Source organism: Pseudomonas sp. ICBG1301 (assembly GCF_016918385.1).
Taxonomy (GTDB): Bacteria; Pseudomonadota; Gammaproteobacteria; order Pseudomonadales; family Pseudomonadaceae; genus Aquipseudomonas; species Aquipseudomonas palleroniana.
In genome coordinates, this window is sequence record NZ_JAEKGB010000009.1 from 120043 (window position 1) to 145861 (window position 25819).

The 25819-nt window shown below is 61.9% G+C and carries 28 protein-coding genes; 16 read left to right on the forward strand and 12 right to left on the reverse strand.

Annotation, left to right across the window (positions count from 1 at the left end):
• Positions 1 to 3: 3 nt before the first annotated feature.
• Both JBE38_RS21485 and JBE38_RS21490 read right to left on the reverse strand, forming a co-directional pair.
• Positions 4 to 1362, reverse strand: coding sequence for a sensor histidine kinase (locus JBE38_RS21485; protein WP_205345084.1), 1359 nt, complete (start codon positions 1360 to 1362; stop codon positions 4 to 6).
• On the reverse strand, positions 1349 to 2077 hold the full coding sequence (locus JBE38_RS21490; RefSeq protein ID WP_205345085.1) for a response regulator transcription factor: 729 nt from the start codon (positions 2075 to 2077) through the stop codon (positions 1349 to 1351). The genes JBE38_RS21485 and JBE38_RS21490 overlap by 14 nt, the downstream gene beginning before the upstream one ends.
• 205 nt (positions 2078 to 2282) lie before the next feature.
• On the opposite strand from JBE38_RS21490, the gene JBE38_RS21495 reads away from it, so the two are divergent.
• From JBE38_RS21495 to JBE38_RS21510, 4 genes are all read left to right on the forward strand, one after another.
• Positions 2283 to 5036, forward strand: a complete 2754-nt coding sequence (locus tag JBE38_RS21495; RefSeq protein ID WP_060755629.1) for a response regulator — start codon at positions 2283 to 2285, stop codon at positions 5034 to 5036.
• 59 nt (positions 5037 to 5095) lie between these two features.
• Positions 5096 to 6085 (forward strand): 2-hydroxyacid dehydrogenase, encoded by a 990-nt coding sequence (locus tag JBE38_RS21500; protein WP_060755630.1) that lies wholly within the window; start codon positions 5096 to 5098, stop codon positions 6083 to 6085.
• Positions 6086 to 6156: 71 nt separating this feature from the next.
• Positions 6157 to 6597 carry a hypothetical protein gene (locus tag JBE38_RS21505; protein ID WP_060755631.1) on the forward strand — a complete coding sequence of 147 codons (441 nt, stop codon included), beginning with the start codon at positions 6157 to 6159 and terminating at the stop codon, positions 6595 to 6597.
• A complete protein-coding gene (locus JBE38_RS21510) occupies positions 6594 to 6998 on the forward strand; it encodes an META domain-containing protein (protein ID WP_060755632.1) in 405 nt (134 codons plus the stop codon). Before JBE38_RS21505 ends, JBE38_RS21510 begins: the two co-directional genes overlap by 4 nt.
• A 151-nt stretch (positions 6999 to 7149) precedes the next feature.
• On the opposite strand, the gene JBE38_RS21515 is transcribed toward JBE38_RS21510, so the two are convergent.
• Positions 7150 to 7611, reverse strand: coding sequence for a TlpA disulfide reductase family protein (locus JBE38_RS21515; protein WP_205345086.1), 462 nt, complete (start codon positions 7609 to 7611; stop codon positions 7150 to 7152).
• A gap of 114 nt (positions 7612 to 7725) precedes the next feature.
• On the opposite strand from JBE38_RS21515, the gene arsC reads away from it, so the two are divergent.
• Genes arsC through JBE38_RS21530 form a run of 3 tightly spaced genes read left to right on the forward strand, consistent with a single transcriptional unit; the run spans position 7726 to position 9084 of the window.
• Positions 7726 to 8079: an arsenate reductase (glutaredoxin) gene (gene arsC / locus JBE38_RS21520; protein WP_205345087.1), complete on the forward strand. Its 354-nt coding sequence runs from the start codon at positions 7726 to 7728 to the stop codon at positions 8077 to 8079.
• Positions 8076 to 8690: an NAD(P)H:quinone oxidoreductase gene (gene wrbA, locus JBE38_RS21525; protein WP_205345088.1), complete on the forward strand. Its 615-nt coding sequence runs from the start codon at positions 8076 to 8078 to the stop codon at positions 8688 to 8690. Before arsC ends, wrbA begins: the two co-directional genes overlap by 4 nt.
• Positions 8674 to 9084 carry a DUF2069 domain-containing protein gene (locus JBE38_RS21530; protein ID WP_205345089.1) on the forward strand — a complete coding sequence of 137 codons (411 nt, stop codon included), beginning with the start codon at positions 8674 to 8676 and terminating at the stop codon, positions 9082 to 9084. The genes wrbA and JBE38_RS21530 overlap by 17 nt, the downstream gene beginning before the upstream one ends.
• On the opposite strand, the gene JBE38_RS21535 is transcribed toward JBE38_RS21530, so the two are convergent.
• Together JBE38_RS21535 and ttcA are read right to left on the reverse strand one after the other, a co-directional pair.
• Positions 9074 to 9745 (reverse strand): DNA-3-methyladenine glycosylase I, encoded by a 672-nt coding sequence (locus tag JBE38_RS21535; RefSeq protein ID WP_205345090.1) that lies wholly within the window; start codon positions 9743 to 9745, stop codon positions 9074 to 9076. The genes JBE38_RS21530 and JBE38_RS21535 overlap by 11 nt on opposite strands.
• 67 nt (positions 9746 to 9812) lie before the next feature.
• Positions 9813 to 10637 carry a tRNA 2-thiocytidine(32) synthetase TtcA gene (ttcA, locus tag JBE38_RS21540; RefSeq protein ID WP_060755638.1) on the reverse strand — a complete coding sequence of 275 codons (825 nt, stop codon included), beginning with the start codon at positions 10635 to 10637 and terminating at the stop codon, positions 9813 to 9815.
• A 280-nt stretch (positions 10638 to 10917) separates the two neighbouring features.
• Between ttcA and JBE38_RS21545 the strand changes: the two genes are divergently transcribed.
• Together JBE38_RS21545 and JBE38_RS21550 are read left to right on the forward strand one after the other, a co-directional pair.
• Positions 10918 to 11520, forward strand: a complete 603-nt coding sequence (locus tag JBE38_RS21545) for a Yip1 family protein (RefSeq protein WP_090370282.1) — start codon at positions 10918 to 10920, stop codon at positions 11518 to 11520.
• A 129-nt stretch (positions 11521 to 11649) separates the two neighbouring features.
• Positions 11650 to 12144, forward strand: a complete 495-nt coding sequence (locus tag JBE38_RS21550; RefSeq protein ID WP_010567929.1) for a SprT family zinc-dependent metalloprotease — start codon at positions 11650 to 11652, stop codon at positions 12142 to 12144.
• A gap of 94 nt (positions 12145 to 12238) precedes the next feature.
• On the opposite strand, the gene JBE38_RS21555 is transcribed toward JBE38_RS21550, so the two are convergent.
• Positions 12239 to 13420 carry a CaiB/BaiF CoA transferase family protein gene (locus JBE38_RS21555; protein WP_205345091.1) on the reverse strand — a complete coding sequence of 394 codons (1182 nt, stop codon included), beginning with the start codon at positions 13418 to 13420 and terminating at the stop codon, positions 12239 to 12241.
• A gap of 157 nt (positions 13421 to 13577) precedes the next feature.
• Between JBE38_RS21555 and tusD the strand changes: the two genes are divergently transcribed.
• From tusD to JBE38_RS21585, 6 genes are all read left to right on the forward strand, one after another.
• A complete protein-coding gene (gene tusD / locus JBE38_RS21560; RefSeq protein WP_060755641.1) occupies positions 13578 to 13970 on the forward strand; it encodes a sulfurtransferase complex subunit TusD in 393 nt (130 codons plus the stop codon).
• Between the two features lies 1 nt (position 13971).
• Positions 13972 to 14322: a sulfurtransferase complex subunit TusC gene (gene tusC, locus JBE38_RS21565; RefSeq protein WP_205345092.1), complete on the forward strand. Its 351-nt coding sequence runs from the start codon at positions 13972 to 13974 to the stop codon at positions 14320 to 14322.
• Positions 14322 to 14600 carry a sulfurtransferase complex subunit TusB gene (gene tusB, locus JBE38_RS21570; RefSeq protein ID WP_205345093.1) on the forward strand — a complete coding sequence of 93 codons (279 nt, stop codon included), beginning with the start codon at positions 14322 to 14324 and terminating at the stop codon, positions 14598 to 14600. The genes tusC and tusB overlap by 1 nt, the downstream gene beginning before the upstream one ends.
• Entirely contained in the window at positions 14597 to 14932 is a 336-nt protein-coding gene (locus JBE38_RS21575; protein ID WP_126851484.1) for a TusE/DsrC/DsvC family sulfur relay protein, read from the forward strand. The genes tusB and JBE38_RS21575 overlap by 4 nt, the downstream gene beginning before the upstream one ends.
• On the forward strand, positions 14929 to 15930 hold the full coding sequence (locus tag JBE38_RS21580; RefSeq protein ID WP_205345094.1) for a glycosyl transferase family protein: 1002 nt from the start codon (positions 14929 to 14931) through the stop codon (positions 15928 to 15930). Before JBE38_RS21575 ends, JBE38_RS21580 begins: the two co-directional genes overlap by 4 nt.
• Positions 15931 to 16022: 92 nt before the next feature.
• Positions 16023 to 17018, forward strand: coding sequence for a glutathione S-transferase family protein (locus JBE38_RS21585; RefSeq protein WP_060755646.1), 996 nt, complete (start codon positions 16023 to 16025; stop codon positions 17016 to 17018).
• A gap of 107 nt (positions 17019 to 17125) precedes the next feature.
• On the opposite strand, the gene cysG is transcribed toward JBE38_RS21585, so the two are convergent.
• The 6 genes from cysG to JBE38_RS21615 are packed head-to-tail and all read right to left on the reverse strand — an operon-like array spanning position 17126 to position 24627.
• Entirely contained in the window at positions 17126 to 18520 is a 1395-nt protein-coding gene (gene cysG / locus JBE38_RS21590) for a siroheme synthase CysG (protein WP_060755647.1), read from the reverse strand.
• The gene (gene serS / locus JBE38_RS21595) at positions 18521 to 19801 is read right to left on the reverse strand and encodes a serine--tRNA ligase (protein WP_060755648.1); all 1281 of its coding nucleotides are present in this window, start codon (positions 19799 to 19801) and stop codon (positions 18521 to 18523) included.
• Between the two features lie 16 nt (positions 19802 to 19817).
• Complete coding sequence (crcB, locus tag JBE38_RS21600; protein WP_060755649.1) at positions 19818 to 20192, reverse strand: fluoride efflux transporter CrcB; 375 nt, start codon at positions 20190 to 20192, stop codon at positions 19818 to 19820.
• Positions 20192 to 21514, reverse strand: coding sequence for a replication-associated recombination protein A (locus JBE38_RS21605; protein WP_060755650.1), 1323 nt, complete (start codon positions 21512 to 21514; stop codon positions 20192 to 20194). Before JBE38_RS21605 ends, crcB begins: the two co-directional genes overlap by 1 nt.
• Before the next feature lie 27 nt (positions 21515 to 21541).
• Complete coding sequence (lolA, locus tag JBE38_RS21610) at positions 21542 to 22165, reverse strand: outer membrane lipoprotein chaperone LolA (protein WP_060755651.1); 624 nt, start codon at positions 22163 to 22165, stop codon at positions 21542 to 21544.
• Positions 22166 to 22218: 53 nt separating this feature from the next.
• Positions 22219 to 24627 carry a DNA translocase FtsK gene (locus tag JBE38_RS21615; protein WP_060755652.1) on the reverse strand — a complete coding sequence of 803 codons (2409 nt, stop codon included), beginning with the start codon at positions 24625 to 24627 and terminating at the stop codon, positions 22219 to 22221.
• Positions 24628 to 25122: 495 nt separating this feature from the next.
• Here JBE38_RS21615 and aat point away from each other — a divergent pair, with 495 nt between their 5' ends.
• Entirely contained in the window at positions 25123 to 25803 is a 681-nt protein-coding gene (gene aat / locus JBE38_RS21620) for a leucyl/phenylalanyl-tRNA--protein transferase (protein WP_090370272.1), read from the forward strand.
• Positions 25804 to 25819: the final 16 nt, after the last annotated feature.

Genomic DNA, 25819 nt, shown 5'->3' on the forward strand with positions numbered 1-25819 from the left:
AGGCTAGCGGGCCAGCAGTCGCAGGTGCACACGCAGGCCCTGCCCGGTATTTTCCGCCCATAAACGCCCACCCTGGCGCTGCACGGCGTTGCGGGCGATGCTCAAGCCAAGGCCGAAACCGCCGTCGCCGGGACGTGAACCCTCCAGCCGGGTGAAGGGCGCAAAGATCCGCTCCACGTCTTGCTCGTCAATGCCGCCGCCCTGGTCTTCCAGCCAGAGATGCCAGTAGTCTCCTTCGCGATAGCCATCCAGTTGCACCACCCCGTGGGCAGGCGAATGTCGTATCGCGTTGCGCAGGATATTTTCCAACGCTTGGGCCAGTGCATTCAGGTTGCCCCGCACCCAGCAGTCATCCACCAGGCGGCATGGCAGGCGCGATGCCGGCCAAGCACTTTCATAGCAGGCGTTTTCGCGCAGCATGTCCCACAACGCCTGGATCTGGATATCTTCGTTCGGCAACGGCGTGCGCTCACTGTCCAGCCAAGCCAGTTGCAGGCTGTCTTCCACCAGGCGCTGCATGCCGTCGATTTCGCGGCTTAACCGCTCACGCAGTTGCACCAGGTCTTGTTCACTGTCGCAGGCTACGCGCAGGCGGCTCAAGGGTGTGCGTAGCTCGTGGGACATATCGCGCAGTAACTGTTGTTGTATCACCACGGTGCCCTGCAAGCGCTCGGACATATGATCAAAGGCCCGGCTCAACTCGCCCAGCTCATCCTGGCGACTGGTGGCCTCGCGGGACATGCGCGTATTCAACTGGTCAGCACGCCAGGCGTTGGCCTGCTCACGCAATTGATTAAGGGGCATGATCAGCAGCCGATAGAGGCCCACGCACAACAGCAAGGTAAACAAACCGGGAATCACGCCATTCGTTAAAACCCGCCAGAGCAGTTGATAACGCCCGGGCATGAAGCGTTGCGGCAGCTCGATCACCAACGAGCCTGCGCCGGGGTCCACCGGAAACGGAATCTTGAGCCAGGGCAGCCCTTTGACATGTCGGCTGACCGGCCACTCCAGGCCACGCAGAAACGTCAGGCGCTGGCTCTCCTTGTCGCTCAAGGGTGTGCTGCTCAGGGACTGCAAATCCTTGCCGATCACACCGATCCAGGTGGTCTCACGCGTGGCCATCAGTTGCAGCCACGCGTCGACACCGTCACGGCCTTGCGTCTTCCAGGCCAGTTCGGCACCCGCTGCGTAGCCCCGCAACACCTCGCGGGACTCTTCAGCCACATTGGCGCTCTGCTCCTCCAGATACTGGCCCCAGGACCAACTGAGCCAGATCATCAGCAAGCAGAAGGCGATCAGCAGGCAGGCGAGCTTCCAGAACAGCGAGTGCTTGCCGGGCAAGCGCTCAAAGCCCTTCATCAGCACCGCTCAATACGTAGCCCTTGCCCCAAACGGTGCGCACTTCACGCTCGCTGTAGCCAATTGCCTTGAGCTTGCGACGAATCTGGCTGATATGCATATCCAGGCTGCGATCGTGCGGGGCATAGCCGCGCTGTAGTACATGCTGGTAAAGGAAAGCCTTGCTGAGCACCTCTTCGGTATTACGGTGCAGGGTTTCCAGCAGGCGGTACTCACTGCGCGTCAGCCCGCCCCATTGCTCCCGGTGAAAGACATCGCACTGTTCATCGTCAAAGCGCAGGGTCTGCACGTCTTCACGCGCTGGTATCAGGGCCGGCTGCGGGCGCCGGTCCAGGGCGACGCGGCGCAGGATCGCCTCGATGCGCACGCGCAACTCGATCATGCTGAACGGCTTGGGCAGGTAGTCGTCGGCTCCCAGGCGAAAGCCGCTGATGCGATCCGCCTCGGCGCCCAGGGCCGACATCAGGATCACGGGCACCGCATGGCTCTGGCGCAAATGCGTGAGGATCGACAAACCGTCCAGGCCCGGCAGCAGGATGTCCATCAACACCACATCGAACGCCTGGTCACGGGCCATCTGCAAACCTTGCCGGCCATTCTGGCACCACGTCACCTGGAAACCGCAACGTCCCAAGTGCTCATGCACATAGGCGCCCAATACAGGGTCATCTTCGATGGTCAGGATACTGGGTGGGCCAACGGCTGCGGGATTCATTAGCGTCTGCAAGTCATTCTCAATGACTGATTATTCAAGATTAAACCGTGCCAGGCAATCGCCAGCCGGCGACGAATGGCCCGAAGATTGCTCTCTGTCATTAATTTACGAGAATCCACCCGGCGCAAATGGCTACACTGCGCAGGTGGCGCGGGCCGGATGCCTGCGTGAATGATTGATATCAATGTGGTAGCAGGAGAGTGGCGTGCTTAGAAAAATGGGGATCAAAGGCCGCGTACTGTTGCTGACCTTATTACCGACCAGCCTGATGGCCTTGTTGTTGGGAGGCTACTTCACCTGGATGCAACTGTCGGAACTGCAGACCCAGTTGCTGCAACGCGGCGAGATGATCGCCGAGCAATTGGCGCCGCTGGTGGCACCACCCCTGAGCAGCAAAAACACCGATCTGCTGGAACGCATCGCCACCCAATCCCTGGAACAACCGGACGTGCGCACCGTGTCGTTCCTTGCGCCGGACCGCTCATCCCTGGCCCACGCCGGCCCGACCATGCTCAATCAGCCACCTATCGGCAACAGCTCGCACCTGTTGCAGCGCACCGGCAACGACGCCACGCGCTACCTGCTGCCGGTGTTCGGCCGCCATCGCAACCTCGCCGGCGAACTGATCCCCGATGAATCCGACCGCCTGCTGGGCTGGGTCGAGGTGGAACTGTCCCACAACGGCATGTTGCTGCGCGGCTATCGCAGCCTGTTCGCCAGCTTGCTGTTGATCGCCATCGGCCTGATCTGCACCGCCGCCCTGGCACTGCGCATCAGCCGCACGATCAATTCACCCATCAGCCAGATCAAATTGGCCGTGGCCCAACTCAAGGACGGCAACCTCGAAACCCGCTTGCCACCGTTGGGCAGCCAGGAACTGGACCAGTTGGCCTCGGGCATCAACCGTATGGCCGAAACCCTGCAGAATGCCCAGGAAGAACTGCAACACAGCATCGACCAGGCCACCGAAGACGTGCGCCAGAACCTGGAGACCATCGAGATCCAGAACATCGAACTGGACCTGGCGCGCAAGGAAGCCCTGGAAGCCAGCCGCATCAAATCGGAGTTCCTGGCCAACATGAGCCATGAGATCCGCACCCCGCTCAATGGCATCCTGGGTTTCACCCACCTGTTGCAGAAAAGCGAGATGTCACCACGCCAGCTGGATTACCTGGGCACCATCGAAAAATCCGCCGACAACCTGTTGGGCATCATCAACGAGATCCTCGATTTCTCGAAGATCGAGGCCGGTAAGCTGGTGCTCGACAGCGTGCCCTTCAACCTGCGGGACTTGCTGCAAGACACCCTGACCATCCTCGCGCCTGCCGCCCATGCCAAGCAGCTGGAACTGGTCAGCCTGGTGTACCGCGACACGCCATTGGCGTTGGTCGGCGACCCGCTGCGCCTCAAGCAGATCCTGACCAACCTGGTCAGCAACGCGATCAAGTTCACCCGCGAAGGCACCATTGTCGCCCGGGCGATGATCGAGGACGAACAGGAAGACAGCGTACAACTGCGCATCAGCGTGCAGGACACCGGCATCGGCCTTTCCAACCAGGATGTACGCGCACTGTTCCAGGCGTTCAGCCAGGCCGACAACTCGCTGTCGCGCCAGCCAGGCGGCACCGGCTTGGGGCTGGTGATTTCCAAGCGCCTGATCGAACAGATGGGTGGTGAAATCGGCGTTGACAGCACGCCGGGTGAAGGTTCGGAGTTCTGGATCAGCCTGAACCTGCCCAAAACCCGCGACGACGTTGAAGACCTGCCCGCCGCGCCATTGCTCGGTCGCCGGGTGGCCGTACTGGAAAATCACGAGCTGGCGCGCCAGGCCCTGCAACATCAGCTGGAAGACTGCGGGCTTGAAGTCACGCCGTTCAACTCCCTGGAAAACCTCACCAACGGCATTACCAGCGCGCATCAGACCGAGCAGGCCATTGACCTGGCGGTACTCGGCGTCACCGCCAATGACATCCCTCCCGAACGCCTCAACCAGCACCTGTGGGACCTCGAACACCTGGGCTGCAAAGTGCTGGTGCTGTGCCCGACCACCGAGCAGATGCTGTTCAACCAGTCGGTGCCCAACCCCAACAGCCAATTGCAGGCCAAGCCTGCCTGTACGCGCAAGCTGCGCCGGGCGCTCGCCGACCTGATCAGCCCGCGCCCTTCGCGCAGTGAACCGGGTGAACCGCTGTCCAGCCGAGCACCGCGTGTGCTGTGCGTGGATGACAACCCGGCGAACCTGTTGCTGGTGCAAACCTTGCTGGAAGACATGGGCGCCAAGGTGCTGGCCGTGGAAAGCGGTTACGCCGCCATCGATGCGGTGAAACAGGAAACTTTCGACCTGGTGCTGATGGACGTACAAATGCCCGGCATGGACGGCCGCCAGAGCACCGAGGCGATTCGCCAGTGGGAAAGCGAGCGCCACGGCACGCCATTGCCGGTGGTCGCCCTCACCGCCCACGCCATGGCCAATGAAAAACGCGCCCTGTTGCAAAGTGGCATGGACGATTACCTGACCAAACCTATCAGCGAACGGCAACTGGCCCAGGTGGTGTTGAAGTGGACCGGCCTGGCCCTGCGCAACCAGGGGCCGGAGCGCGCCCCTGACGGTTTGGCCCCCGGCGTGCGACTGCAAGTGCTGGACCACGAGGAAGGCTTGCGCCTGGCCGCCAACAAAGCCGATCTGGCCGCCGATATGCTGGCCATGCTGCTGGCGTCGCTGGAAGCCGACCGCCAGGCCATCACCGCCGCCCGCGAAGCCAATGACAACAACGCCTTGATCGAGCGCGTTCACCGCCTGCACGGCGCCACGCGCTATTGCGGTGTGCCGCAACTACGTGCCGCCTGCCAGCGCGCCGAAACCCTGCTCAAGCAGGACGACGCCAAGGCCATGACCGCACTCGACGAGCTGGACATGGCAATTGCCCGCCTGGCCAGTGAAGCGCGGGTCAGCGCCTGATTGACAGGAATCCGTGTGGGAGGCATTTCCAACTCGCAAATGATAGGGAGCTCCATTTGATGCGCGTCATTCTTTTCAGCAGCCAGCACTACGACCGCGACAGTTTTCTCGGTGAGCCGCTGCCCGCCGGCGTTGAGCTGCACTTCCAGCCCGCCCGCCTCAACCTCGACACTGTGGCCCTGGCCGAGCATCACGAGGTGGTGTGTGCCTTCATCAACGATGACCTCAGCGCCCCGGTGCTGGAACACTTGGCCAACGGCGGTACGCGCCTGATCGCCCTGCGTTCGGCCGGCTACAACCATGTCGACCTGGCCGCCGCCAAGCGCCTGGGACTGGCCATCGTCCGCGTGCCGGCCTATTCGCCCCACGCGGTGGCCGAGCATGCGGTGGCGTTGATCCTGGCCCTCAACCGCCGTTTGCATCGTGCTTACAACCGCACTCGCGACGGTGATTTCAGCCTGCACGGGCTGACCGGTTTCGACCTCGTCGGCAAGACCGTCGGCGTCGTCGGCACCGGGCAGATCGGCGCGGCATTCGCCAGGATCATGGCCGGTTTCGGCTGCCGGCTGGTGGCCTACGACCCCTTCCCCAACCCCCAGGTGCAGGCCCTTGGCGCCCGCTACACGAGCCTGCCGGAGTTGCTGGCCGAGGCGCAGATCATCAGCCTGCACTGCCCGCTCACCCACGACAGCCAACACCTGATCAACGCACGGTCCCTGGCCCAGATGCAGCCGGGTGCGATGCTGATCAATACCGGGCGCGGGGGGCTGGTCGACACACCGGCACTGATCGATGCACTCAAGCAGGGGCAACTCGGTTATTTGGGGCTGGATGTGTACGAGGAAGAAGCCCAGCTATTCTTCGAAGACCGCTCCGACCTGCCCTTGCAAGACGATGTGCTTGCACGCCTGCTGACCTTTCCCAATGTGATCATCACCGCCCACCAGGCGTTCCTGACGCGCGAAGCGTTGGCGGCGATTGCCGGCACGACGCTGGCTAACATCGCTGCCTGGGCCGAGGGTCTGCCACAGAACCTGGTGGAGGGCTGATCAGCGGTCACATACCAGGCTCATGATAGGCCGGCACCCGTGATAGGATGCCGCGCCTAATTGGAGGACCCATGGCCGAACACGATTTCCGCTTCAGCTTGCTGAGCCCGCAACACACCCTGATCGAATGCCGTGCCCTGGTGCCGGGCCGTTATCAGGTCACCGGCAACGGTGGTTCGATCAAGCATGGCGACGTACTGATCGTCACCCTGCGCGGCAGTAAAACCCTGTCGATGCGCCTGACCGTCGAAGGTGACGCGCGCTATTCCATCCGCCCGGCGGGCCAATGGGTCGCCATGGCCCAGGGGCCGAAATTCGGCGAGCTGGAGATTCACACCTGGAAGGTCAACTGCGACAGCTGCGAGAGCGTGCTGGAGTTCGAATTTGCAGTGGAAACCAAGCTGACCAAAGAGCCACTCCCCCAGGCCGCCAACGCGCGCATCAAGGAATTGGGCTGGGCCGGCGAAGGCGACAAGCACCGCTGCCCGAAATGCCAGCAGGCCGCACAATGAAAGCCCCGCTGCTGCTTGCCGCCATCGGCATCGGCCTGGGCGGCTGCGCCAGCGACACGGCGAAGCTGGAGCAGGATCACAGCTACGTGGTGGAGTGGATTGGTGAGCGGCCCTTGATGGACTACGCGCACCTGACCGTGACTCTGGGTGCCGATGGTCGCGCCTATGGCAATGGTGGCTGCAACCACTGGTTTGCGCCGTACACCGTCGATGGCCAGAAACTCAGTTTCGGCAAGCTCGGCAGCACCCGCAAGCTCTGCGCCGAGGCCTTGATGGAGCAGGAACACCGCTTCTTCCAGGCCCTGCAAGGCGTTGAGCGCTGGGATATCTCGCCGATCGAACAGACCCGCTTCTGGCCGGCCGAGGGCAAGCCGATCCGCCTGTGGCTGGAAGAAGGCTGATCCGCCGATCTGTGGACTGATGAGACCCAATTGTGGGAGGGGGCTTGCTCCCGATAGCGATGTGCCAGTCAATACATCAGCTGACTGACACACCGCCATCGGCAGCAAGTCGAATCATCACAGCGGCCCACACTTGCCCTGAGTCGTCGCTTTACCCGCGCAAAGCCTTGAGCTTGGCCAGCACCCCCTCTGCCGTCTGCTCGCCCATCAACTGTTCACGCACCTTGCCCTTGTCATCGATGATGTAGGTCACCGGCAATGCCTCGCTGCGCGGGATATCGAAGATCCCGTCCGGGTTCTGCGCCAGGACGGTGAACTTGATCCCCAGCTTCTCGCTGGCCGCCTTGAGTTCCTCACCCTGCACATTGTCGAAATTGACCCCGAACACCCCCACATTCTGCGCTTTCAACTGCTCGGCCAAGGCATTGAGCTGCGGGATTTCCGTGCGGCACGGGCCACACCATTCAGCCCAGTAGTTGACCACCACCCACTGCTTGTCCAGACGTTCGGCCGCCACCTTCTGGCCGTATTGGTCAACGCCATAGTCATTGCCGCAGCCACTGAGCAGCAGGGTTGTGATGATCGCCAATGCACCGATCAGTCGCCTAGTCATGGGGTAATCCTTCGTAAAATGAACATTGTCTGCGACCGATCGCCTCTTACGGTTTAAGAGCGAGCCGCAGCGCAGGTAGAATACCCGCCACCTTACGCAAGATGCGACCCGCACATGACCGATCTGACGCTTTATCACAACCCGCGCTGCTCGAAATCCCGCGGTGCGCTCGAACTGCTGGAGGCTCGCGGCCTCGCCCCGACCGTCGTGCGCTACCTGGAAACCCCGCTGGACGCCGCGCAACTGAAGGCTCTGCTGAGCAAGCTCAGCATCAGCGCACGCCAATTGCTGCGCACCGGTGAAGACGAATACAAAACGCTCAACCTGGCCGACGCCGGCCTCAGCGAAACGCAATTGATCGCCGCCATCGCCGCGCATCCAAAGCTGATGGAACGCCCGATCCTGGAGACCGCCGACAAAGCCATCATCGGTCGCCCGCCGGAGAACGTATTGGAGATCCTGCCGTGACGACTCCGTATGTGCTGGTGCTGTATTACAGCCGCAATGGCTCGGTCAGCGAGATGGCCCGGCAAATTGCCCGGGGCATCGAGCAAGCCGGCCTGGAGGCGCGTCTGCGCACCGTGCCGGCGATCTCTACCGAGTGCGAAGCCGTAGCGCCGAGCATCCCGGATGAAGGCGCGCTGTATGCCAGCCTCGAAGACCTGAAAAACTGCTCGGGCCTGGCCCTGGGCAGCCCGACCCGCTTCGGCAACATGGCCGCGCCGCTCAAGTATTTCCTCGACGGCACCAGCAACCTGTGGCTGACCGGCGCCCTCGTCGGCAAACCCGCTGGGGTGTTCACCTCCACCGCCAGCCTGCACGGCGGCCAGGAGACCACGCTGATGTCGATGCTGCTGCCCTTGCTGCATCACGGCATGCTGATCACCGGCCTGCCCTACAGCGAACAGGCGCTGCTCGATACCCAGGGCGGCGGCACGCCGTATGGCGCCAGCCACCATGCCGGGCCGGATGGCAAGCGCATGCTTGATCAACATGAAATCACGCTGTGCCGCGCCCTGGGCCTGCGCCTGGCAAACACCGCCTTGCTGCTGGAGAACGGCCGTGGCCAGAAAGCCTAAGGTCCTGCCGTCGCAAGCGTGGCTGGAACCTCGGGTCAAGGTGGCACGGGCGCTGAGCCTGCTGGCATTCCTGGGCCTGGTGGGATTGCTGTGCGTGTACTACCTGTGCGTTGCCGACCTGCACGGCGCCCGTCCCTGGGTGATCCTGCTGATCGAGTTGGTGCCGTTGCTGGTACTGGCGCCGGGGATGCTGCTGGGCAGTGCCCGTGGGCATTCGTGGATGTGCTTTGTGGTAAACCTGTATTTCATCAAGGGCGCGCTGGCCGCGTATGACCCGAACCGGCAAGTGTTCGGGGTGCTGGAGATGCTGGCGAGCCTGGCGGTGTTTTGCACCGCCCTGCTCTATGTGCGCTGGTGGCACCAGCTCGATCGGCGCTACGCACTCAATGATTGACGGTGTAGGCCAACATCATCGACAACTGGCACATCGGCCGCCCGCTCTCGGCATGCCACTGGTTGAAAGCAGCCTGCACCGTCGCCAGGTCGCGCAGGCTGGTCGGTGCCTTGTCGACGATCTTCTGCGCATTTAAAGCCGCCACCACGTCATCGCTCGGCACAAAGGTATCCTTGCCCACCATGCGCAAAAAGCGCGGCGCCGACAGGCCGCCCAACTGGTGGCCGTGCTTGCTCAGGTACTTCCACAACCCGACGATGTCGGTCACCGGCCAGTCGGCGATGAATGCGCCGAAGCTGCCCTTCTCCTGCTCGATGTCGAGGATCATCTGCGCATTGCGCGGCACACTTTTGAGTTTGCCCAGGTGACGGATGATGCGCGTGTCCTGCATCAAACGCTCCAGGTGTTCGGCGCCCATCAGCACGACCTTTTCCGGGTCGAAGCCAAAAAACACCTGCTCGAAGGCCGGCCACTTGGCGTCCACCACGCTGTGTTTCAAGCCCGCGCGAAACACGCGCAGCGCCAGGGTCGACAGGTAACGGTCATCACTGATCTTGCGCAATTGCGCTGCGGTCTTGGGCACCGGCAGGTGGGCGTCCAGCTTGGCCGCTGAACCGAAGCGGTTCAGACAATATTCGTGCAGCCACTTGTAATCGCGCATGCCCTCTCCTGGCAATCGAATTGAAAACGGCGCCCGTGAGCGCCGTGTGTCAGAGCGTTGAAATGGCTCAGAGGTTCACTACATTGACGAAGCGCGAAGCCGCCGTCTCGTCGATCGTCAGGCTGGTGAAGTCGAACAGGCTGCGGTCGGCCAATTGCGACGGGATCACGTTCTGCAGGCTGCGGAAGATGCTTTCGGTTCGGCCAGGGGTCTTGCGTTCCCAGTCCACCAGCATTTCCTTGACCACCTGACGCTGCAGGTTCTCCTGGGAACCGCACAGGTTGCACGGGATGATCGGGAATTGCTTGAGGTCGGAGTAGGCCTGGATGTCCTTCTCGCTGCAGTACGCCAGCGGACGGATCACCACGTTGCGCCCATCATCGGCGCGCAGCTTGGGCGGCATGGCCTTGAGCGAGCCGTTGAAAAACATGTTGAGGAAGAAGGTTTCGACGATGTCATCACGGTGATGACCCAGGGCCATCTTGGTCGCGCCAATCTCATCGGCAAAGGTGTAGAGCGTGCCACGGCGCAGGCGCGAGCACAACGAACAGGTGGTCTTGCCTTCCGGGATCAACTCCTTGACCACCGAGTAGGTGTCTTTTTCCACGATGTGGTACTCGACGCCCAGCTCTTTGAGATAGGCCGGCAGTACGTGCTCCGGGAAACCCGGTTGTTTCTGGTCCATGTTGACGGCGACGATCTCGAACTTGATCGGAGCGACCTTCTGCAGGTGCAACAGCACGTCGAGCATGGTGTAGCTGTCTTTGCCGCCGGAGAGGCAAACCATGACCTTGTCGCCGTCCTCGATCATGTTGAAATCGGTGACCGCTTCACCGGCCAGGCGACGCAGGCGTTTTTGCAGTTTGTTCTGGTTGACTGTAAGAGTGCCCATGGCGCTTGGATCCGCTAGAAGTGTGTGACGAAAAGCCCAGCATTTTACCGATGTCGAGTGCCGACATTCAATGTGGGAGCGAGCCGCGCTCCCGTCAACAGACCGCACCGCGATTAGGGCCAATGTTTACAGTGCGATTTGCTCTAAAGCCTTACAGTTTTTCGGGTCATCACTTCCTATACTGCGACTTGAGGTCGCATATCTATCCAGACCTTTGAGGCCATCTGGCCCGTAGGCGCTCCGATGGGGGGCGATGGTAATAACGACAGGAGTGACTGGCATGATCCATCACGTCGTGGGGCTGTTTACCCATCCCGACCAGGAATGGCGGGAAATCCGTGGCGATAAGGAAGAAAGCATCGGCCACATGTACCTCACTCACACCCTGATTCTCGCGGCGATCCCCGCCGTTTCCGCCTTTATCGGCACTACCCAGGTCGGCTGGGTCATCGGCAGCCGCGCGCCGGTGATGCTGACCCAGGAAAGCGCGCTCTGGATGACGATCATGTCGTACGCAGCCATGCTCGGCGGCGTGGCGGTAATGGGCGCGTTCATTCACTGGATGGCCCGCACCTATGACGCCAGCCCCAGCATGTCACGCTGCGTGGCCTTTGCGACCTACACCGCGACACCGCTGTTTATCGGCGGGTTGGCGGCGCTCTATCCGCATATGTGGCTGGGCATGATGGTGGGCACGGCAGCCATTTGCTACACGGTCTACCTGTTGTATGTGGGATTGCCGACCTTCATGAACATCGACCCGGATGAGGGTTTCCTGTTCTCCAGTTCGGTGCTGGCCGTGGGGCTGGTAGTCCTGGTGGCGATCATGGCGTTTACCGTGATCGTCTGGGGCCTGGGCGTCGGCCCGATTTATACCAACTGATCCGTTTATCGACCTGGGCAAGGCCACCGTAAGGTGGCTTTGTGCTTTATGCATGACCATTCGGCGCCTGACAGATTCGGAAACACCCAGCTTTGCGGCATACTGGGCGTCTCTGGAGATCAGTACCGCATGCCCGAGCAACTCAATACCCGCGTCGAAGAGTGTTTCCTGCTAGCCGAATCCTTTTTCAAACGAAGTTTCAAACGCCCCCAGGTCAGCCTCAAGCTGCGGGGCCAGAAAGCCGGTGTCGCGCATTTGCACGAGAACCTGCTGCGTTTCAACCCCCAGTTGTACCGAGAAAACAGCCAACACTTCCTGAAACAGACCGTGGCCCACGAAGTCGCGCACCTGATCGCCCACCAGTTGTTTGGCGAGCGCATCCAACCCCATGGGGAAGAATGGCAATTGATCATGCGCGGGGTTTACGAACTGCCGCCGGATCGTTGCCACACCTATGCCGTGAAGCGCCGGCAAGTCACCCGCTATATCTACCGATGCCCGTGTGCCGACAGTGACTTTCCGTTTTCGCCACAGCGCCACGGCATGGTGGCCCAGGGCAGGCGGTATCTGTGTCGGCGGTGTCGGCAGACCCTGGTGTTCACCGGGGAAACTCGGGTGGAGTGAGGGCCTCATCGGGAGCAAGCCCCCTCCCACATTTTGACCGCGCCGCCTGTCAACTGTGGGAGGGGGCTTGCTCCCGATAGCGCCCGTTCAGGTACTACCCAACCACGTTGGCACCCCGCAACTCGGCTATCCGCTGCGCACTGATCCCCAGCTCCGTCAGCACCTCGTCACTATGGGCACCGACCGCCACCCCGATATGTCGAGGCGCCGGCAAGCCCTCTGAAAATTTCAACGGGCAGGCGATTTGCGCCTGGGTCGAGCCATCGGCCCTTGGCACCTGGCACACCAGCTCACGGGCTTTCAACTGCGGATGCTGCACCGCCTCACTCAAGCTGAGCACAGGCTCCACGCAAGCATCCACCCCGGCAAACAACTCACACAGCTCATCGAAGCTGCGCTTCTCGAACTCGATCTGCAGCGCCAGCTTAAGGGCCTTTTGCTGCTCCGGCCTGGGTGACAGGCCCTGGGCCGCCAGCTCCGGCCGTCCCAAGGCCACGCATAATTGCTGCATAAACCCCGGTTCCAGGCTGCCGACCGACATCCAGCGCCCATCTCGCGTGCGGTAGTAGTCGTAAAAGCTGCCGCCATTGAGCACATGATTCTCGCGCCCCGGTTCCACCCCACAGGCCAGGTAGCCCGCACCGGCCATGGCGTTCAGGCTGAACGAACAGTCGGTCATGCTCACATCCAGATGCTGGCCGACGCCGCTCTGCTGTCGAGCGACGACCGCCGCCAGCAGCCCGACCACCGCGTGCAGCGAACCCCCAGCCACATCCGCCAACTGCACGCCCAGCGGCACTGGCCCGCTGTCCTGGCGCCCGGTATGACTGGCCACGCCCGCCAACGCGAGGTAGTTGATATCGTGCCCGGCGCGGTCCTTGTAGGGGCCGGTTTGGCCGTAGCCGGTGATCGATACGTAAATCAGCCGAGGGTTGATCGCCTTCAGCGCCTCGTAGCCCAAGCCCAGGCGCGCCATCACCCCTGGGCGGAACTGTTCGACGAGGATGTCGTAGCCCTTGACCAGTTCACGCACGATCTCCAGTGCTTCGGCGCGTTTCAGGTCCAACGCGAGGCTGCGCTTATTGCGGTTGAGGTACGCATGGCTCGCCGAGGTCCCCTGATCATGGGGCGGCAGCACGCGTAACAGGTCCTTGCGCGTGGACGACTCGATGCGCAGCACTTCAGCGCCCATGTCCGCCAGCATCAGCGAAGCAAAGGGGCCAGGCAGCAAGGTGGAAAAATCCAGCACTTTGAGGGACGCCAAGGGACCAGACATGGAGACTCCGTTTGCACTTCGAATGCCCCTAGACTAGGCAGCCTTGCGCCTACCGGCAATCGCCGGAACGATCAGCGACGGTGACCGTTTTGATCACGGCGGGCTTTTTCGCGGCGGCGGCTTTATCATTGGCCCACGTTTGCTGGCAGAGTGTCCCATGAAGTTCGCGATAGCGCTGTTTTCCGCCGCCCATGCGCCCTCCTCACGCCGCGCCTTGCTGTTCGCTCAGGCGGCGCTGGCGGCCGGGCATGAGATCGTGCGGCTGTTTTTTTATCAGGATGGCGTCTATAGCGCCTCCAACAACGTGGTTGCGCCCCAGGATGAGCAAGACATTGCGCGCCAGTGGCGCGAATTCGTCAGCGCGCACCAGCTCGACGGCGTGGTGTGCATTGCCGCCGCCTTGCGCCGTGGCGTGCTCAACAGTGAAGAGGCCACGCGCTACCAACGCAGTGCCGTGAACCTGGAGGCACCGTGGGCACTCTCGGGCCTGGGGCAATTGCACGACGCCGCCCAGGCGGCCGACCGCCTGATCTGCTTTGGAGGGCCATGACATGTCCAAATCTTTACTGGTGATCAGCCGCCAGGCACCGTGGTCCGGGCCGAGCGCGCGTGAAGCGCTGGATATCGTGCTGGCCGGCGGCGCGTTCGATCTGCCCATCGGTTTATTGTTCATGGATGACGGCGTGTTCCAGCTGGCGCCGCATCAGGACGCCAAGGCCGTGCAACAAAAAGACCTGAGCGCCAACCTGCAGGCGTTGGGGCTGTTCGGCATCGATGAGGTCTTCGCCTGCCAACACAGCCTCGCCGAACGCGGGCTCGCGGCGCCGGCCAGTGCCGAAGCGCTGGGCAGTGCACAAATCTCCCAACTGATTGACCGTTACGACCAGGTGATCACCCTCTGATGTCGACTCTCCATGTGGTATCTCACTCCCCCTTCACCGACAGCCGGCTCGCCAGTTGCCTGCGCATCTGCGCTGCCGATGACGCGATCCTGCTCTGCGGCGACGGCGCCTATGCGCTGCACAATGCAGCCTTGCAAACCAAGGGCCTGAAGGTATGGGTGCTGGCCGAAGACCTGCAGGCGCGTAACCTGCCCCTGCCGGACTGGGCCGACAGCGTCGACTATCCAGGCTTCGTACAACTGTCGATCGACTACGACAAGGTCAACACCTGGCTATGAATACGCTGACCGTGGGTTCGCGCACCCTCGAACTGGACAAGGACGGTTATCTGGTCGACCTGAACGCATGGTCCGCCGAGGTCGCCAACGCCCTGGCCGCCGCCGAAGCGTTGGCGCTGACGGCGGAGCACTGGGAAATCCTCGAACTGCTGCGCGGCTTCTACGCCGAGTTCCAGCTGTCCCCCGCCACGCGTCCGCTGATCAAGTACACCGCCTTGAAGCTGGGCCCGGAAAAGGGCAACAGCCTGTACCTCAACAAACTGTTCAACGGCACTCCCGCCAAACTCGCCGCCAAGCTGGCGGGCCTGCCCAGACCGACGAATTGCCTATGACCGACTTTGCCCCGCTGCCCCTCGAAACGCCTGCCGAGCACCCGTTTGCACAGTTCGTACGCATCCTGGGCAAAGGCAAGCGCGGTGCGCGCAACCTCACCCGCGAAGAGGCCCGCGAGGCCATGGGCATGTTGCTCGACGAACAAGTCGAAGACACCCAGCTCGGTGCGTTCCTGATGCTGCTGCGCCATAAGGAAGAAAGCCCGCAAGAGCTCGCCGGCTTCACCGAGGCCGTCCGCGAGCGTTTGCAGGCTCCGGCGCTGAACGTGGATATCGATTGGCCGTCCTATGCCGGCAAGAAACGCCACCTGCCCTGGTTCCTGCTGGCGACCAAATGCCTGGCACAAAACGGTGTGCGCATCCTCATGCACGGGGGTGGCGCCCATACGGCAGGCCGGCTGTACACCGAGCAATTGCTGGAAGGCTTGCAGATTCCGCTGTGCCGCAACTGGCGCCAGGTGGAAGCGGCCTATGCGCACGGCAACCTGGCGTTTATCCCACTGGGTGACTGGGCACCGCAACTGCAACGCATGATTGACCTGCGCAACACCCTGGGCCTGCGCTCGCCGATCCACTCCCTGGCGCGCCTGCTCAACCCGCTGAATGCACGCCTTGGCCTGCAAAGCATTTTCCATCCCGGTTACCAGGGTGTGCACCGTGATGCCAGCGGCCTGCTGGGCGACAATGTGATCGTGGTGAAGGGTGACGGCGGCGAAATCGAGATCAACCCCGACGCTGCGAGCCATCTCTATGGCACCATCGGCGGCGAAAGCTGGGATGAAGAGTGGCCCGCCCTCTCCACCCAGCGCCACGTCAAACCGGCCACGCTCGAACCCGAGCACCTGAAGGCGCTGTGGCGCGGCGACGTCGAGGACAGTTATCCGCAACTGGCGTTGATCGCCACCATGGCCCTGGCGTTGCGTGGCCTGGGGCATCCCCGCGAGCAGGCATTCGCGTTGGCCCAGCAATACTGGGATGCTCGGGATAAATCGATTTAGTCGATCATTAACGCCCGGTCTTTGCGCTTTTAAATCGAACTCAGCCCTTTAAACTGGCCTCCAACGCTTACTTATTAGTCGAGGAGCCAGTCATGGGCTTGCTGATCAAAGGACATTGGAAAGACCAGTGGTACGAAAGTAGCGCGGACGGTGCGTTCCAACGGGAACAGGCGCAACGCCGCAACTGGGTCACCACCGACGGCAGGCCTGGCCCCAGTGGTGAAGGTGGCTTCAAGGCCGAGGCCGGACGCTACCATCTGTATGTGTCGCTCGCCTGCCCCTGGGCTCACCGCACCTTGATCCTGCGCAAGCTCAAGGGTTTGGAAAGCCTGATCGACGTGTCGGTGGTCAGCTGGTTGATGCTGGAAAACGGCTGGACCTTCGACAAGGCCCACGGTTCTACCGGCGACAAGCTGGAGGGTTTCGAATTCATGCACCAACGCTATACCGCCGACACCGCCGACTACACCGGCCGCGTCACGGTGCCGGTGCTGTGGGACAAGCAGCTCAAGCGCATTGTCAGCAATGAATCGGCGGAGATCATCCGCATGTTCAACAGTGCGTTCAACGAACTGACCGGCAACACGCTGGATTTTTACCCCGAGGCCCTGCGCCCCACTATCGATGCGCTGAACGAACGCATCTACCCTGCCGTGAACAACGGCGTATACCGCGCCGGTTTCGCCACCTCGCAGCAGGCGTACGAAAGTGCGTTTGATGATGTGTTTGCCGAACTCAGCCACCTGGAACAGCACTTGGGCGACCATCGCTACCTGGCCGGCGAATACCTGACCGAGGCCGACGTGCGGCTGTTCACCACCCTGATTCGCTTTGACGCGGTGTATTACAGCCATTTCAAATGCAACCTGCGCCGGATTGCGGATTATCCGAACCTGTCGAACTGGCTGAGGGAAATGTATCAGTGGCCGGGCGTAGCCGAGACGGTGGATTTCGAGCATATCAAGGGGCATTACTATGCCAGTCACCGTACGATCAATCCGACGGGGATTGTGCCCAAAGGCCCATTGCAAGCGTTTGATGCCGAACATGATCGCGAGCGATTAGCCGGTCAAGGTGTTTGGAGCTGATCCGGAAAATGGGCTGCGCTTGAGGGCCTCATCGGGAGCAAGCCCCCTCCCACACTCTGGAATGCATTCCAATGTGGGAGGGGGCTTGCTCCCGATGCTCTTGAGGCTTAAAGCTGTTCCTGAGCGCCCTCGAACCACTTGAGTTTTTCGCGCAACACGACCACTTCACCGACGATGACCAACGTCGGCGCATGCACTTCATGCTCCGCCACCATGCGTGGTAAATCGGCCAGGGTGCCGGTAAACACGCGCTGGTTGGACGTGGTGCCCTGCTGGATCAGCGCCGCCGGGGTGTCGGCCGAGCGCCCGTGCTTGATCAACTGCTCGCAGATGATCGGCAAGCCAATCAACCCCATGTAGAACACCAGGGTCTGCGACGGCCCTACCAGGTCCAGCCAAGGCAGGTCCGAAGTCCCGTCTTTGAGGTGCCCAGTGATAAAACGCACCGACTGCGCATAATCGCGGTGCGTCAGGGGAATCCCGGCATACGCCGCGCAACCACTGGCGGCCGTGATTCCCGGCACCACCTGGAATGGAATGCCATGGGCCGCCAGTTCCTCGATCTCTTCGCCGCCACGACCAAAGATGAACGGGTCGCCCCCTTTGAGACGCAGCACGCGCTTGCCTTGCTTGGCCAGGTCCACCAGTTGCTGGTTGATCTGGTCCTGCGGCACGGCATGGTCGGCGCGACGCTTGCCGACATACACGCGCTCGGCATCGCGACGGCACAGTTCGAGAATCGCCGGTGCCACCAAGCGGTCATACAGCACCACATCGGCTTGCTGCATCAAGCGTAGGGCACGAAATGTCAGCAGGTCGGGGTCACCTGGGCCTGCACCCACCAAATACACCTCGCCCGGTGCATAGGGCGGTGCACCGTTGACCTTCTCGATCAGCAGGCGCTCGGCTTCAGCGCCCTGCCCGGCCAGTTGGCGGTCGGCAATCGGACCCTGGAACACCTCTTCCCAAAACGCCCGGCGTTGCTGAACATCCGGGTATAAGCCCTTGACCTGCGCACGAAAACGCGCCGCCAACCCGGCCAACTGGCCGTAGGTGGACGGAATCCAGGTCTCCAGCTTGGCCCGGATCAACCGCGCCAGCACCGGCGCATCGCCACCGCTGGAGACGGCAATCACCAGCGGCGAGCGGTCGACAATCGCCGGGAAGATCACGCTGCACAAGGCCGGCGCGTCCACCACATTGACCGGCACGCAACGGCGCTTGGCATCGCTGGACACTTGCGCGTTCAGGGGCTCGTCGTCGGTTGCCGCGATGATCAGGGTGCAACCGTCGAGGTCGGCCTCCTGATAACCGCGCAAAATCAGTTCCCCGCCACTGCCCAGCACCAGTTCACGCAACTGGTCTTCGATCTGGGGAGCAACCACCCGCAGCAACGCACCGGCGTCGGCCAGCAGCCGGGATTTGCGCAAGGCAATCTCCCCGCCACCGACGACCAACACTCGACTGCCGCGCAGGTTATGAAACAGCGGCAGAAATTCCATTTAGGCGATGACCTCAACGCCCGCCATGTACGGCTTGAGCACTTCCGGCACGCGGATCGAACCGTCAGCCTGCTGGTAGTTTTCCAGCACGGCCACCAGGGTACGGCCTACCGCCAGCCCCGAACCGTTGAGTGTGTGTACCAGCTCCGGCTTGCCGGTTTCCGGGTTACGGAAACGCGCCTGCATACGACGGGCCTGGAAGTCGCCACAGTTGGAGCACGACGAAATCTCGCGGTATTTGCCCTGGCTCGGCACCCACACTTCGAGGTCGTAGGTCTTCACGGCGCTGAAGCCCATATCGCCGGTGCACAGCGCCAGTACGCGGTATGGCAGCTCGAGCAGTTGCAGGACGCGTTCGGCGTTGGCGGTCAGGCCTTCCAGGGCGTCCATCGAGGTCGATGGCTCGACGATCTGCACCATCTCGACCTTGTCGAACTGGTGCTGGCGGATCATGCCGCGGGTGTCGCGGCCCGATGCACCGGCTTCGCTACGGAAGCATGGGCTGTGAGCCACGAACTTCAACGGCAGTTGCTTGGCGTCGAGGATCTCGCCGGAGACGATGTTGGTCAGCGACACTTCGGCGGTCGGGATCAGGTACAGGTCGGCCTCGCCTTCGCGGCTGATCTTGAACAGGTCCTCTTCGAACTTCGGCAGCTGGCTGGTGCCCATCAACGCCGGGGCCTGCACCAGGTAAGGCGTGTAGGCTTCCTCGTAACCGTGCTCGGCGGTGTGCAGGTTGATCATGAACTGCGCCAGGGCGCGATGCAGGCGGGCCACCGGGCCACGCAGCAAGGAGAAACGCGCGCCGGACATCTTGGCGGCGGTTTCGAAATTCAGGCCGCCGGTCAGTTCGCCCAGGGCAACGTGGTCCTTGATCTCGAAATCAAAGGCTTTTGGCGTGCCCCAACGGCGCACTTCGACGTTGCCGTCTTCGTCTTCACCGACCGGCACCGATTCGTGCGGGATGTTAGGGATGCCCAGCAGGATCGAATCCAGCTCGGACTGGATCTTGTCCAGCTCGACCTTGCCTTCGGACAGCTCAGTACCCATACGCTCGACGTCCGCCATCAACGGCGCGATGTCTTCACCGCGCTGCTTGGCCTGACCGATGGATTTGGAACGCGCATTTCGTTCAGCCTGCAGTGCTTCGGTGCGGGTCTGGACGGTCTTGCGCTGTTCTTCCAGCGCTTCGATGCGCGCAACATCCAAGGCAAAGCCACGGGATGCCAGGCGGTCCGCTACGTCCTGAAGGTTGCTACGTAACAGTTTGGAATCGAGCATGTCGGTCTCTCGTTTATCAAAGTTTGGTCAAGGACAGGCCGGCCCAGGTGGCGAGCAGCCCGCCGAACACGCTGATGCCCAGGTAACCGAAGGCTACCAGGGCCTGCCCGCTTTCCAGCAGGCGCACCGTATCCAGTGAAAAGGATGAAAAGGTCGTCAGACCGCCTACAAAGCCGACAATCAAGCCGGCGCGAATTTCAATCGGCACTTCCGGGCGCAACAGGAACCAGCCGTACAACAGCCCGATGATCAGGCAACCAACCAGGTTGACCGCCAGCGTCGCCATGTAAAAATGCTTCGGCCAATTGGCGCTGACCCAGGTACCCGTGGCGAAACGCAATAATGTACCAGCGATGCCGGCGACGGACACGGCAAGAATCGTCTTGAGCACTACTTTCTCCGCTGCCTGGGGCTGAGTCGATCGAGTTGAGCGAGGTGATTGAGCTTTTCACCGATCTTCAGCTCCAGGCCCCGGGGCACCGGCTGGTAGAACGGCTGCGGGTCCAGCGCGTCGGGGAAGTAGTCTTCACCGGCGGCATAGGCATCGGGTTCGTCGTGGGCGTAACGGTATTCGTCGCCGTAACCCAACTGCTTCATCAGCTTGGTCGGCGCATTGCGCAGGTGCAGCGGCACTTCGAGCGAGCCATGCTCGGCGGCGGCGCGCAAGGCCGACTTGAACCCCATGTACACCGCGTTGCTTTTCGGGGCGCACGCCAGGTAAGTAATGGCCTGGGCCACGGCCAGTTCGCCTTCCGGGCTGCCGAGGCGTTCCTGCACTTCCCATGCAGCGAGGCACAGGCTCAAGGCACGCGGGTCGGCGTTGCCGATGTCCTCACTGGCCATGCGCACCACGCGCCGCGCCAGGTAGAGCGGGTCGCAACCACCGTCGATCATGCGTGCAAACCAATACAACGCGCCATCGGGGTTGGAGCCACGCACCGACTTGTGCAGCGCGGAGATCTGGTCGTAGAACGCCTCGCCGCCCTTGTCGAAACGACGGCGGGTGTCACCTAGCAGGCTTTGTAGCAGCTCGACGCCGATTTCGTGGCCGTCCTCGGCCAGGTCGGAGGCGTTTTCCAGCAGGTTGAGAAAGCGTCGGCCATCACCGTCGGCGGCGGTCAGCAAAATCTTGAAGGCTTCGTCGCCAACCGTCAGTTGACGCTTGCCCAGGCCCTTGTCTTCGCTCAAGGCTCGGTGCAGCAGCTTTTGCATCGCCGCTTCATCCAGGCTCTTGAGCACGTAGACCCGCGCCCTCGAGAGCAAGGCGTTATTGAGTTCAAACGATGGGTTTTCGGTGGTAGCGCCGATAAAGATCAGCGTGCCGTCTTCGACATACGGCAGAAACGCATCCTGCTGCGACTTGTTGAAGCGATGGACTTCGTCAACGAACAGGATGGTGCGCTTGCCGTACTGCCCGGCCTGCTGCTTGGCGACTTCCACCGCCTGGCGGATCTCCTTGACCCCGGCGAGTACCGCCGAGACCGTTTCGAAGTGAGCATCCGAGACTTTTGCCAGAAGCCGCGCCAGGGTGGTCTTGCCCACCCCCGGCGGCCCCCAGAAAATCATCGAATGCAGCGCACCCTGCTCCAGGGCTTCACGCAATGGCTTGCCGCGAGCGAGCAGGTGTTCCTGCCCGACGTACTCGTCCAGGTTGGTCGAGCGCAAGCGCGCGGCCAGGGGCTGAGCAATCGGGTCACTTCGAAACAGATCCATGGGCAGCGTTTGAAACCTCTGGGAGATTTATTCCTGGATCACGTCGGCACCCTTGGGGATGTCGAACTTGAACTTGGAAGCGGGGACAGGCTGGTTGGCCTTGACGCCAGAGAACAGGATGTCGGTGCGCTGGCCGACACTGTCGACCAGGCGCATGTTGTTGATCACGCCATTGCCGAATGACAACGACAGCGTATCAAACAGCGTGTCCTTGGATTTGGGCTTGAGGGTGAACTCGATCACGTTGCTGGTTTGCTTGGACGTGATATCGAAGCTGTCGTTGATTTTCGATACGTCGCCCGACAGCAGTAGCGCCGGCGTCTGGTTCAGGCGCGGGTCGAGCTTCTTGATGGTCGCCTGCTCCAGGTCCGGGTCCCACAGGGTGACCTTCTGGCCGTCGGAGACGATGGTCTGCTCAGACTTGCCTTCCGTATGCCAATAGAACAGGCCAGGACGCTGCACGGCCATTTCGCCTGCGGTTTCCTGCAACTGGGTACCACCGGCATCCAGGGTCAACTGGGAGAAGCGCGCGGTCAGGGTCTGGGATTTGTCCAACAGGTTCTTCAGGCTGGCGACGGAGGCCGGGTCAGCGTGAGCCGAAACAGCGGTCAGGGCCAGTGCCGGCAACAACAGCATGCGGATAAGACGCATGGGAGTCCTCATTGAGTGTCAGGGCGCGCCGTGTGTGGCCACACGGCGCGGGATCAGTCGCGCATCTGCCCGGGGGCGATGACTTCACGCGAGCCGTTGGTATTCATTGCGGTCACGACACCGGCCATTTCCATGGCTTCGATCATGCGGGCGGCGCGGTTGTAGCCGATTTTCAGTTTGCGCTGCACGGCAGAAATCGAGGCGCGGCGGCTTTCCAGTACGAACGCCACGGCTTCGTCGTAGAGGGCGTCGGTTTCAGCATCGTCGTCTCCCCCGCCGCCGCCGTTCTCAAAGCCGCTGCCGGCTTCTTCGACGCCGTTGAGGATGTCGTCGTTGTACTCGGGAGCGCCACGCAGTTTCCAGGCCTCCACCACGCGGTGCACTTCATCGTCGGAGACGAACGCACCGTGAACCCGGATCGGCAGGCTGGTACCCGGTGGCATGTAGAGCATGTCACCGTGACCCAGCAGTTGCTCGGCGCCGCCCTGGTCGATGATGGTACGCGAGTCGATCTTGCTCGAGACCTGGAACGCCATGCGTGTCGGGATGTTGGCCTTGATCAGACCGGTGATCACATCCACCGAGGGACGCTGGGTCGCCAGGATCAAGTGAATACCGGCCGCACGAGCCTTCTGGGCGATACGGGCGATCAGCTCTTCGACCTTCTTGCCGACGATCATCATCATGTCGGCGAATTCGTCGACCACCACTACGATGGTCGGCAGCTTGGTCAGTTTCGGCGCTTCGTCGTGAATGCTTTCACGCTTGTACAGAGGATCATCAATGGTCTCGCCGCGCTCCTGGGCTTCCTTGATCTTGGCATTGAAGCCCGACAGGTTGCGCACGCCCATCTTCGCCATGAGCTTATAGCGGCGCTCCATCTCGGCGACGCTCCAGCGCAGGGCATTGGCGGCGTCCTTCATGTCGGTGACCACCGGGCACAGCAGATGCGGGATGCCTTCGTAGATCGACAGTTCCAACATCTTCGGGTCGATCATGATCAGCTTGGCGTCGTCCGGGCCGGATTTGAACAGGATCGACAGGATCATCGCGTTCACACCCACCGACTTACCGGAACCGGTGGTACCGGCCACCAGCAGGTGCGGCATTTTCGCAAGGTCAGTGATCACCGGCTTGCCGCCGATGTCATGGCCGAGGGCCAGGGTGACCGGCGACTTGAAGTTGTCGTATTCCGGCGTCGACAGCACCTCGGAAAAGCGCACGATCTGACGGTCTTCGTTAGGAATCTCGATACCCACGGTGGTCTTGCCCGGGATCACTTCCACCACACGCACACTGGTCACGGCCAGGGAGCGGGCCAGGTCCTTGGCCAGGTTGGCGATGCGGCTGACCTTCACGCCGGCGGCCGGCTGGATTTCGTAGCGGGTAATCACCGGGCCTGGGTGGATGGAGTCCACCGCCACTTCCACGCCGAACTCCTTGAGCTTGATTTCCAGCAGGTGACCGACGGCCGCCAGGGATTCGGGCGAATAGTTGAGTTGTTTCTTTTCGGCCGGATCGAGAATCGAGATCGGCGGCAAGGTGCCTTCGATCGCGCTGTCGATAAACAACGGTGCCTGTTTCTCTTTTTGCACACGATGGCTGGGCTCGGGCGCCTTGACGGGCGCAGGAGCGATCACCGGCGGCACCTGTTTCTCGCGGTCCGACATGTGCTTGCTCAGCGCCTGCTCGCGTTCGATCAGGCGCTCCTTGACCTTGGCCTGCTCGCGGCGGTCCGGCGTGCTCGGGGCCACGACTTCGTTGACGCGGGTATCGACCTCGCGCAACTGCGCAACCATGCGCTTGCGCTCGACCCGAGCCGCCCACCAGCGGTTGGCGGCGCCCTGGAACAGTTCGAACAGGTCCAGGGTGATCTTTCCGGTCACGTCCATCACCTTGAACCATGAAAGGTCGGTGAACACGGTGAGGCCAAACAGGAACAAGGCGATGAACATCAGGGTGCTGCCTTGGATGTTCAAGGTCCTGCGCGCCAGGTCGCCCAGGCTCTCACCCAGCGCACCGCCCGCGCCGGCCGGCAGGCCGGTGGGTGCATGAAAATGAATATGGGCCAGCGCCGCGCCGGACAGCACCAGGAAGACCAGGCCGATCAGGCGCCAGGAGAACAGCCAGCCGCTCCACTGCCAAGGTTCATGCCGTTGACGGAAGATCTGCCAGGTCTTGATCGCCAGCAGCAACGGGAAGATGTAAGCGAAGTAACCCAGCACCATGAACAGGATATCGGCGCTGTAGGAACCGGCCGGGCCGCCGAAGTTCTGCACGTCTTCGATCTTGCTGTTGTGACTCCAGCCCGGATCGTCCTTGCCGTACGTGAGCAAGGCCATCATCAGGAACAGGCAGAGCGCGCCGATGGCGATCAGCGCACCTTCCTTGAGTCGATAATGCAGGTGCTGGCGCCAGGCCGGCACGACTGCTGCTTTAGGTGTTGCGGCGGATTTCTTCAAAACGGGTCTATTCCTGCGCTTTAGCGCGTCCATCTGTTGAATAACTGTAAATACTGCCCAATCCGAGCAGCTGAAAAATGAACGAACGTCGTTGAATCTACTTTTAACACCGAGCGGTGGCTGGATGAAACGGCGATAACGCCACAATGCCCGCATTGTACGGGTTTGTGTGCCTGATGCCACGCCCTCGCCCGTCGCCGAGCAGCACCGCCAATCCAAGTGTCACAGCATGTTCAATTTGAGCACGCATTGTCTTTGCTGACAAAGGCTTATGAGGTGTTTTTATCAATCCAGGCAAGCTTGGCAATTGGCCTGCAGGGCTCAGACCCGATTACGACCACACCTCACGCACAGAGTTGCAGAAACACCCGCTTACGCCAAACCACGCCAACGCCCGATTCGGGCTGGCCCCGCAGCGCTGCGTCGATAATAATCCCCCTTGCGCGGCAGGCGCCCGACCTGCCACTCCCCTCCCCTACCGTAAGCCTGGATGCCATGCTGACCTGGTTGCAACGCGACTCCCTCACATTTCCGCCGCTGGCCAAGGCCATGCGCGAACCCAATGGCCTGCTGGCCGCCGGTGGCGACCTGTCGGCCGAACGGCTGATCCAGGCTTATCGCCACGGGTGCTTCCCCTGGTTCTCGGAAGGCCAGCCGATCCTCTGGTGGTCGCCGGACCCACGCACGGTCATATTCCCTGACGAGCTGCATGTTTCTCGCAGCCTCGAAAAGCTGCTGCGCCAACAGCGCTACAGCGTGACCTTCGACCAGGACTTCGCAGCCGTCATCCGGGCCTGCGCGGCGCCTAGAGCCTACGCCGACGGCACCTGGATCACCGAGGGCATACAAAGTGCCTACCTGGCGCTGCATCAGCGCGGGATCGCACATTCGGTGGAGGTATGGGACGACGGCACACTGGTCGGCGGCCTGTACGGCCTGGCCATGGGCCAACTGTTCTTCGGCGAATCCATGTTCAGCCGCGCCGATAACGCTTCGAAAGTCGGCTTTGCAACACTCACCCGGCAATTGCAGGCCTGGGGTTTTGTACTGATCGACTGCCAGATGCCCAACAACCACCTGCACAGCCTGGGCGCCCGTGCCATACCGCGCAGCGAATTTGCAGCCTTCCTGCGCAACCATCTGGATCAACCCAGCACTGGCCCGTGGGTTTCCTAGGCGACTTCCTCGCACC